The organism is Nocardiopsis sp. RV163, from assembly GCF_001029525.1.
Classification (GTDB): domain Bacteria; phylum Actinomycetota; class Actinomycetes; order Streptosporangiales; family Streptosporangiaceae; genus Nocardiopsis; species Nocardiopsis dassonvillei.
This window is the reverse complement of the sequence record NZ_LEKI01000066.1, coordinates 22,140-28,139: the sequence shown is the minus strand read 5'-3', so window position 1 is coordinate 28,139 and position 6,000 is coordinate 22,140. Positions and strand designations below refer to the sequence as shown.

The 6,000-nt window shown below is 71.3% G+C and carries 3 protein-coding genes and 1 pseudogene; 2 read left to right on the top strand and 2 right to left on the bottom strand.

Annotated features, from left to right (window positions below; translation table 11 throughout):
* Together ABD54_RS13675 and ABD54_RS13670 are read right to left on the bottom strand one after the other, a co-directional pair.
* Window positions 1–1,028, bottom strand: a 1,028-nt coding sequence (locus tag ABD54_RS13675) for an ABC transporter permease subunit (protein ID WP_047869859.1), incomplete at its 3' end; no start/stop codon positions are given.
* Window positions 1,028–2,518 carry an ABC transporter substrate-binding protein gene (locus ABD54_RS13670; protein WP_047869858.1) on the bottom strand — a complete coding sequence of 497 codons (1,491 nt, stop codon included), beginning with the start codon at window positions 2,516–2,518 and terminating at the stop codon, window positions 1,028–1,030. The genes ABD54_RS13675 and ABD54_RS13670, both read right to left, overlap by 1 nt.
* Before the next feature lie 477 nt (window positions 2,519–2,995).
* Here ABD54_RS13670 and ABD54_RS13665 point away from each other — a divergent pair.
* Window positions 2,996–3,727, top strand: a pseudogene (locus ABD54_RS13665) (aminotransferase class I/II-fold pyridoxal phosphate-dependent enzyme); the annotation flags it as partial.
* Between the two features lie 399 nt (window positions 3,728–4,126).
* Window positions 4,127–5,803, top strand: a complete 1,677-nt coding sequence (gene rmuC, locus ABD54_RS29375) for a DNA recombination protein RmuC (RefSeq protein ID WP_268778182.1) — start codon at window positions 4,127–4,129, stop codon at window positions 5,801–5,803.
* The last annotated feature ends 197 nt before the right edge of the window (window positions 5,804–6,000 follow it).

Here is a 6,000-nt window from a genome sequence, read left to right as displayed (position 1 = left end):
GGCAGGGACAGGGCCGCGTCGTTCAGGCCGGGGCCCAGCAGGAGGCGACGGGCGGCCTGGGCGGCGATCCCGGCCGCGGTACCGAGCAGCACGAGGCCGAGCACGGAGCCCTGGAGCAGCGGCAGGTCCTGGGACTGGGCGGCTCCCAGGGCGGTGCGGCCGATCCCGGGGACGGCGAAGACCGTCTCCACCGCGACGGCGCCGCCGGTCAGGCCGACGACGACCATGGCGAACTGGGGGATGAGGGCGGGGGTGGCCCGGCGCAGGGCCGCGGCGGCGACGGCGGCCGGGGAGCAGCCCGAGGCCGTCCACAGCCCCACCCAGCGCTCGGTCAGGACGGCGGGCAGCGCGTCGCCGAGCAGCCGTCCCAGCAGTCCGCCCGCGGGCAGGCCCAGCGCCAGAGCCGGGAGCACGAGGTTCACCGGCCCCTGCCAGCCGTAGGGCGGCAGCCAGCCCAGCCACACCGAGAGGGCGACCATGAGCAGGACTGCGACGAGGAACTCGGGCAGGGCCGTGAGCACCGCAGCGGCGGCCCCGCTGCCCGACCCGCCCGGGCGCAGGGTGCCGCGCGCCCCGCGCACCAGCGTGGGGGCGCACAGCCCGGCCGCGACGAGCAGGGCGACGGCGAGCGCGGCGCCCATGACCGTCAGGGACACGCCCATGGCCGAGACGACCGAGGGCAGCACGGGCGCGTCGGAGACCCAGGAGCGGCCGAGGTCGCCCTGGAGGACGCCGCCGAACCAGCGGGCGAGGGTCACCGCGGGACCGTCGGCCAGGCCGAGGTCCTCGCGGATGGCGTCGAGCACCTCGGGTGTGGGCGCCTGCTCGGCCGAGCGGGCGCGCAGCACCGACAGGGCGGGGTCGCGTCCGGACAGCCAGGGCAGGAGCCCGACGACGACCGTGACCAGGACCAGGGCTGCGACGCGCGAGACCAGGGGCAGGAGCCACCCGGCACCGCGGGCGCCGGTGCGGCCGGGGGGCGCGGTGCGACCGGGGGCGCCGGTGCGGTCGGGAGCGGCGGCGGCCATCAGTTCAGCCGGGTCCGCGGGGTGACGAGCAGGCGCTCGCGCGGGTCCTTGGCCGAGTCCACGACGTTGGCGGCGTCGCCCTGGATGACGCGTTCGTGCAGCATGGGGATGGCGGCGTCGGTGGCCAGGACGGCGGCCTCGGCCTCCAGGACCGCGGCGCGCCGCTCGTCGCCCGCGGGGGTGCGCTCGGCCTCCTCCAGGGCCGCGTCCACGCCCTCGTCGCACAGTTGGGCGATGTTGAAGGAGCCGTCGCAGGAGAAGTCGCTCGTCATGTAGGCGACGGGGTCGCCGGAGTCCAGGACGGTGGCACGGGAGAGGATGAACGCGTCGAACTCGCCGTTGAGGGCGTCCTCCTCGATGTTGGCGTACTCGCGCACGACCTGTTCGACCTCGAACCCGGCCTCCTCGAGCTGCTGCTCCAGGACGGTGGCCACCTCGGGCAGCTCGGGGCGGTCGGTGAAGGTGGCCAGGGTGACGGCGGCGCCGTCGGGGTCGGCGGCCCCGGCGGCCTCCGGGCGGTCGGGGCGGTCGGCGGCCCAGGGCAGCGCGGGGCCCAGCAGTCCCTCGGCCGCGTCCGCGCGCCCCTCGTAGACGCCGTCCACCAGCGTCGGGCGGTCGATGGCCTGGCGGGCGGCGGCGCGCAGGCCGGGGTCGGTGAAGGGCCCGTCCTGGGTGTTGAGGTAGAGGGTGTTGGTGCGCGGCATCGGGACCTCGGTGATGAGTTCCGGGTCCAGCAGGGCGGCCTGGGAGGTGGGCACGGCCTCGACGATGTCGGCCTCGCCGGTGCGCAGGGCGGCGGCGCGGGCGGTGCCGTCGGGCACGAAGCTGACGTCGATGCCCGGGGCCAGGGCGGCCTCGCCCCAGTAGCCGTCGTAGCGGTCCAGGCTCGCGGAGGTGGTGCCGTTGACCTCGACCAGTTCGAAGGGGCCCGAGCCGGTGCCGACCGGGCTGACCGTGTCGCCCTCGTAGGCGCTCTCGGCCAGGATCGACAGCTGCGGCGAGGACAGGCGCTGGGGGACGAGCGGGTCGGCCTCGGCGGTGGTGACGGTGACCGTGTCGCCCTCGGCCCCGACCCCGAGTTCGACGCCGTCCAGGATGCGCGGCTTGGGCGAGGCCTGCGCGGCGTACTCCAGGGAGTGGGCGGCCACTTCGGCGGTCAGCTCCGTGCCGTCGTGGAAGGTCACCCCGTCGCGGACGGTGAAGGTCCAGGTGGTGTCGTCCACCCGGGCCCAGTCGGTGGCCAGGCCGGGCCGGGGGTCGCCGACCTCGTCCAGGACGACGAGGGTCTCGGCGGTGCTCCAGCGCGAGAGCTTGAAGGCGTCGTCGGTGAGCGGCGAGAGGGCCGACCTCGGCGGCAGCAGCATCGCCACCGCGATGCGCCCGTCCTCCTCGGAGGCGGCGGTGTCGCCGCCGGAGGGGAAGCAGGCGGTGAGCAGGAGGGCGGAGGCGGCGGCCAGGCAGGCGCCGGGAGGGGTCTTGCGCAGGTGCACGGCGGTTCTTCCGGGTCGGGGGCGGGGAGGCCGCCGCGGCGCGCGGACGCCTCAGCGGACCAGAGCAGCATATGACAACCGTTTTCATTATTGATCCCCCGCGCCCCGCCCAACAGGGACGAAGCGGGACACGGAGGCGCGCCGGGCCGCCGCACTGGGGGCGCGGAAGTCCGGCGTGGAAGGGGATACCCGGTTTGCCCCAGGGGGCCTCGGCGGCCGGGATCATGGGCGGCCCGGACCCGCCCGGGAGGCCCGCGCCACGCGGTGAAGTGAGGCCCGCCACTCCCCCTGCGACCTGGCCCTGGCTCCAGCCCCGGCCGTCGGTCACCCAGGCGTCTTCCCCCGCCGCCGACCGGATCGGACGCCCCGATGACCGCGAGGACCGCGTCCGTCCACGCATTCGGGCAAGGGCGGGACCACCAGATTTCCCCACCGCTGCGCACCGGCTCATGAAAACGGCCGGAACCGGACAGGTCCTATCCCGGCTATGCCCGCGTCCTGCGTACCTTCGGGGCGGACCACCACACCTACGACGCGCGGACCGCGCCCTCCGAACTCGTCCGGCACGTGAGCACCCTGCCGGACCGGAGTGCGCGGACGGTAGTGCTGGGTTCGCCGGGGAACCCGGTCGGCCCCCTCTGGACGGTCCCGGAACTGGACCGTCTGGCCGACACGAATACCGGTCTGGTGTTTCTGGACCTGACGTACGCGCTCTTCCACCCCGGGGCGGAAGCCTTTCTGCGGTACGAGCACCCGAACGTCCTCCAGTGCCCGAGCCTGTCCAAATCACACTCGTTGGCCGGGGTCAGGATCGGTGCGATGGCGGCCGACCCCGAAGTCCTCGGGCAGCTACGGAAACTACAGCCGGACTTTCCGCTGAACCTGTTCCAACTGGGCGTGTGCCGTGCCATCGGCGAGTCCTCCTTCCTGGCGGAGAACCAGGACAGAGCTCACCGGGTGCTCGGTATCACCCGTGCCATCGCGGGCGTGTTGGAGCAGACGGATGGAATCACGGTCGCCTCCGACCGGAACACCAACTTCGTCACCGCTTCCATGGACGGTGTGTGGTGGGACGTACTGGCCGGTGCAGTCCGGGAAGGGGGACTCAGGGCGAAGGTGTTCGAACGAGACCGCCTGATCAGGTTCACGTCCACCGCACACAACCTGGAGTCTCTTGCCGCTCTGCTCCAGAGCCGGGTGTGTGGATGACTCCCTGTCCGGCTCTTGTGGGCAGCACCCGGATCCGCTCCGACGGAAACCCGGGGTGCCGCTTGCGCCAGGCGCGGCACTCGGAACCAACGCTTCGGCTTCTGCTGAGGAGGTCTCGTGCTGGTAGAAGTCGTCTTCGAACTCCGCTGGCGGTACTCGGGGCAGCGGCAGGAGGACTTCTGACTCCCAAGCGAGGGAAAATGGTGGAAACAGTCTGATAACTGACCTTATCAATGAATCAACTCCATTCGAACCGATGAGTTCTCTATGGTGATGGCCATCGCGTTTCACGCGCTGCCCGCATTTCTCGGGCACCCCCTGGAACGCGGTGGTCCCGTCCTCTTCGCGGGCCGTTGACCCGGCCCGCGCACTTCCCTTGGAGGAATCACCGTGAACACCATGCTCGTCTTCGTCCTCCTCGCAGCGACGGCTGCGGTCTTCGCCGTACTCGGCCACCTGCTCGCCCGCCACCGCTCCGAGTCCCGGAACCGCCACCACAGCGACGAGCGCAACCGCCTGGGCACAGAGTTGCGCCTCGCCGAGGAACAGCGCGACCAGGCCCGCACCCAGGCTGGGCAACTGCGGGCCGAACGCGACGAAGCCCAGCGGTCCCAGCGCGAGCACGAGTCCGCCAAGTCCGATCTGAACGCCCGGTTGAACGCCGTCTCCGAGGAGCGGGGCCGACTGGCAGCCGAACTCGACGCGGCGCGGGACAGTCAGCGGCAGGCCGCCGTCGAGATCGAGGACCTGAAGAAGTCCCTGGGGACGGAACACCAGCGCATTCGCGACCTGAGCGGCGAGCTGGCCGCCGCCGAGAAGGACAGGGTGGCGTTGGAGACCGTGGTCGCCCAGCTGAAGGAGCGCGTCAGCGGCTACGAGGCCGACCTGGCGAAGCTGCGCACCGAGCGGGAGGGGCTGGAGAAGCGGCAGGCGGAGGTGGCCGCCGCCCAGAAGGAGTTGGACCAGGTCCGCGAGGAGCACGCCCGGCTCCAGACCGAACAGGTCGAGGCGGCCGTGGCCAGGATGCTGGAGGCCTCCCAGGAGAAGCTGACCGCGACCGCGGAGGAGAAACTGGGCACGACCGCCAAGGCCGTCACCGAGAAGCTCCAGGAGTTGGGGCTGCACCTGCGCGAGTTCGACGGCAGGCGCACCTCGACCGAGACCCGTCTGGACGAGCAGATCAGGAACCTGGCGAAGGAGAACCTGGAGAGCCGCAAGCAGACGGCGTCACTGGTGGAGGCGCTGCGCAGGTCGCATGTTCGCGGCCAGTGGGGCGAACTCCAGCTCAGGCGGGCCGTGGAGATGGCCAACCTGCGGGAGCGCTGTGACTTCGACCTCCAGGTCGTGGTCAAGGAGGACGGGAAGGTCCTGCGACCGGACATGGTCGTCAACCTCACCGGCGACAGGCGTGTCGTCGTGGACGCCAAGGTTCCGCTTGACGCGTTCATGTCGGCTCTGGAGGCGACGGAGGAAACCGAGCGGGATCGCCTCATGGGAGAGCACACCCGCCAGGTCCGCGCGCACGTGGACGGACTCGCGGCCAAGAAGTACCACGACAAGGTCGAGGGCAGCGCCGACTTCGTTCTCATGTTCCTGCCGAGCGAGGCGCTGTTGCAGGCGGCGATGAACCAGGACGCCGGGCTCTACGAGTACGCGCTCGACAAGCGGGTCGTCATCGCCTCCCCGACCGCCCTGGTCTCCATGCTCCGCACCATCGCCCTGTCCTGGAACGAGAAGGTGATGCAGGAGAACACGGAGGAAATCCACAAACTGGGCCGGGAGATCTACGAGCGCCTCACCACCTTGAGCGATCACCTCGGTAACCTCGGCCACCACATCGACAAGACCGTGGAGTTCTACGACAAGACGATCGGCTCACTGGAGGGACGGGTTCTGAAGCGCGCCCGTGACTTCACCAAACTCGGCATCCGACCGAACAAGGAACTGGCTGAGCGGAAGCCGGTGGAACGTCAGACACGGGTGCTGGTCGCTCCGGAACTGGTGCGGTCGGTGAAGCCGGTTACCGCGGAATCTGCCGTGCCTGCCATCGAAGAGGGCGGCGCGGCACCCGAGTAGCGCGACTGAGCGGGCCCCTTGAGAGACATCTCAGGGGGCTCCCGTTGTCCACAGGCAGGAGGGCCGGGGCGGCAACGGCGAGGGGCGGACGGGAGACACTCGATGTGGGGGTGGCACGCTCACCCAACGGCGGAGCACAGCTCCCCCACATCGAGCTCAGGCTGTTCCCCGTCCCTCCACCAGCCCTCTTCGCCTTC